The following is a 2,848-nucleotide window of genomic DNA, read 5'->3' as shown; positions in this document are numbered from 1 at the left end:
AAAGCCGTTTTTATAGTCATTTATAAACCTATCAATTACTGTTTTTTTAAAATAATCTTTAGTATCAAGTGTGTAAAAGTCAATGTCATATTTTTTAAATAGATCAATAACTTCTTTTGAAACTGTATTTTTACTTGTTAGTACTAAATTAATTGCTATAACTTTGTAGCCTTTTTCTGATAAATAAATAGCAGAAAAAGTACTATCTATTCCACCGCTTACACCAATTAGTACGCTCTTCATCAACCTAACCTCGAGTTCTACATTCTGTCGTTAATTATGATACCATACAAAAAATTATATTGCAAAAAGTATAAAATTTTTTATTTTTTGTTTTACTTTTGAAACATTTTATGCTAAATAAAAAAAGCCAAAAATTATTTTGAGTCTGAGAGTTTTCCTTTACCAAAATCTGTATTTAGAGAATTTTATTCACAGTTGATTAAGCTTTCTGGTTTTGGTCTTGGAGGTATATTTGTTTTATCTGGTAAAAAAGCAGGTTCTAAAGCAGCTGCCTATCTAAAAAGTTATATTGGAGAAAATTTAACAAAAGAAGAAATTAAAGTATGTGTAATTGCTGCGCTTCAAGCTTATAACCAAAAAGTAATAGAATTTAATTTAGAAGAAAATTTTGCCTTAATTAAAATTGACAATTCTATTTTTGCTGATGGTATAACAAGTAAAAAACCGGTTTGTTTACCACTTGGAGGAAGTCTTGCTGGTATGTTGGAAATTTTTATGGGTGGTAATTTTGAGCCTAAAGAAATTGAATGTAAGGCATGTGGAGCAAAATATTGTGTTTTTGAGTTAAAAAGAAAAAACTAATTAATCGCTTAAATGAGGGGGTAAGCGATGAATTTACATGCTGAAAAAATAAAAATGCAAAGAAAAAAAGTTGGTATGACAATTAAAGAACTGGCAAAAAAAATTGGCTATACCGATGCTTATATTTCTCAAATTGAAACAGGGAAAGTTATACCATCGTTTAAAGTATTAAAAAAGATTGTAGATACTCTGGATTTAAGTTTTAGGGATATTATAGTTTCCAATAATACCCAAGATGAAAAATTTTTTTTCAAAAAAAACGAATATTTAAAAATAAGACGTCAGAATAATTATATTGAAGAAAAATTATTATGCTCAAATCTTTCTTTTAAAAGAATGCAACCAACATATAAAATTATCAAACCAGATACTGAATATAGAATTGATTTAAAACCAAAAGAAGAAAAATTTGGGTATATTCTAAAAGGCACTATACAGATGCAATTAGATGATAAAAATGTTGTTTTAAATGAGAACGATAGCTTTTATATAAATTATTTGAATTATATTGTGATTAAAAACATTAGTTTAATAGATGTAGAATTAATTTGCGTGGATTCACCACCAAATATTTGAGGTTTTATGGATAGTATCATTTTCAAAAAGGATCAATCTATAGGCACGATAATACTTAATAAACCTAAACAATTTAATTCGTTTGATATGGATCTTGCAACTGATTTAAATAGTGTACTTAAAGAATTAGACAAGGATGATGCAATTAAAGTAATTATAATACAGGGAAGTAAAAAGTATTTTAGTATAGGTATTTCTTTAGAGGAATTGCAAAGCAGAAACGCCATACAAACAAAGGAATTTGTATATGCTATGAATGAGTTTTATCATACAATACATCATTTAAAAAAACCTACGATTGCAAGCGTTAGTGGATATGCTGTGGCTAATGGTGCAGGGCTTTTATTTGCATGCGATTTGGCTGTATGTTCAAAATCAGCTAAAATTGGCATAACTGCAATTAATGTTGGACTTTGCGGTATTGGACAAGCCTGCCTATTAAACATTCGTTGAGTAAAAAAATAATAATGGAAATGTTATTGACGGGTAAAGTAATAAATGCTTATCAGGCAAAAAGAATGCTTTTGGTAAATAAAGTTGTTGAAGGTAAATTGCTTGAAGAAGAAACATATAATATTGCTTTAAATATTGCACAAAAAAATCAAACTGCCATTGAAATAACTAAAATTGGAATGGAAAACCTTATTGATATGGAATTTGATAAATCAATTGACTACTCAAGCGATTTATTCAGTTATCTAGTAAATCTGCAGCAAACAATGGATACTTTAGCTAAAAAAATAAATAAAAAAAGAGGGGGTAATAAATGCTAAGAGTAAGGGATAATCCTATTTAATTAATAAGCAGTATTATTAAAAATATCCAAAAATAGTTTAATAGCCAAAAGGAGGGGTAATGGCTTCAAGAGGAATAAGAGAATTTGATGCTAAGAGGATTTTATTCAAAAATTGGAAAAATTATTTTGATGACACATTTATTTATGATTTTAAATCTGTTCTTGTAACACAAAATACTAATTTTGATGAAAAAGTCCTAGAAAATCCATGGTTAAAAGAAGTACCTTTGGTAGTCAAACCTGATATGTTATTTGGAAACCGTGGCAAATTAGGTCTTGTATATTTTAAAAACAAAACACCAGGTGATGTATTTTTAAAAGACGTTATTAATTGGGTAAACCAAAAAAGTAAGCAAAGTATCAATATAAAAGGTATAAAGGGTTATTTAACTCATTTTCTTATTGAACCTTTCTTAAAGCATTCAAGTCATGATGAATCATTTGTAGCTTTTTCAATGGATGAAGATGCAGATACCGTTTATATGTCAGCGTATGGTGGTATTGATATAGAAGAGCACTGGGATAAAACTACCTGTTGCAAAATACCTGTTTTTGCTACAAAAGAAGATGTTAATTCAATTATAAATTCAAATATACCAGGTGAAATTAAAAATAAATCAGTTTATGCAGAATTTGTAGTGCGTGCTTATC

The 2,848-nt window shown here is 27.8% G+C and carries 5 protein-coding genes and 1 pseudogene; 5 read left to right on the top strand and 1 reads right to left on the bottom strand.

Annotated features, from left to right (window positions below):
* The coding region (locus Q0C22_RS05230; RefSeq protein WP_291492489.1) for a 7-cyano-7-deazaguanine synthase at positions 1 to 243 on the bottom strand (243 nt) is incomplete at its 3' end.
* A gap of 195 nt (positions 244 to 438) precedes the next feature.
* On the opposite strand from Q0C22_RS05230, the gene Q0C22_RS05225 reads away from it, so the two are divergent.
* The 5 genes and pseudogenes from Q0C22_RS05225 to Q0C22_RS05205 form a co-directional block, all read left to right on the top strand.
* Positions 439 to 825 carry a 4-vinyl reductase gene (locus Q0C22_RS05225; RefSeq protein WP_291492487.1) on the top strand — a complete coding sequence of 129 codons (387 nt, stop codon included), beginning with the start codon at positions 439 to 441 and terminating at the stop codon, positions 823 to 825.
* A 27-nt stretch (positions 826 to 852) separates the two neighbouring features.
* Complete coding sequence (locus Q0C22_RS05220) at positions 853 to 1,401, top strand: helix-turn-helix transcriptional regulator (RefSeq protein ID WP_291492485.1); 549 nt, start codon at positions 853 to 855, stop codon at positions 1,399 to 1,401.
* A 6-nt stretch (positions 1,402 to 1,407) separates the two neighbouring features.
* Positions 1,408 to 1,854: an enoyl-CoA hydratase/isomerase family protein gene (locus Q0C22_RS05215; protein WP_291492483.1), complete on the top strand. Its 447-nt coding sequence runs from the start codon at positions 1,408 to 1,410 to the stop codon at positions 1,852 to 1,854.
* Between the two features lie 14 nt (positions 1,855 to 1,868).
* The gene (locus Q0C22_RS05210; protein ID WP_291492481.1) at positions 1,869 to 2,174 is read left to right on the top strand and encodes an enoyl-CoA hydratase-related protein; all 306 of its coding nucleotides are present in this window, start codon (positions 1,869 to 1,871) and stop codon (positions 2,172 to 2,174) included.
* A gap of 82 nt (positions 2,175 to 2,256) precedes the next feature.
* Positions 2,257 to 2,848: pseudogene (locus tag Q0C22_RS05205) on the top strand (ATPase); the annotation flags it as partial.

It is taken from the genome of Desulfurella sp. (assembly GCF_023256235.1).
GTDB lineage: Bacteria > Campylobacterota_A > Desulfurellia > Desulfurellales > Desulfurellaceae > Desulfurella.
The sequence above is the reverse complement of the archived record's forward strand: the minus strand, read 5'-3'. Positions and strand labels throughout refer to the sequence as shown.

Excerpts from the sequence above, each read along its gene's own strand:
- Q0C22_RS05220 (WP_291492485.1), top strand. The coding sequence starts at position 853 with ATGAATTTACATGCTGAAAAAATAAAAATGCAAAGAAAAAAAGTTGGT.
- Q0C22_RS05215 (WP_291492483.1), top strand. The coding sequence starts at position 1,408 with ATGGATAGTATCATTTTCAAAAAGGATCAATCTATAGGCACGATAATA.
- Q0C22_RS05210 (WP_291492481.1), top strand. The coding sequence starts at position 1,869 with ATGGAAATGTTATTGACGGGTAAAGTAATAAATGCTTATCAGGCAAAA.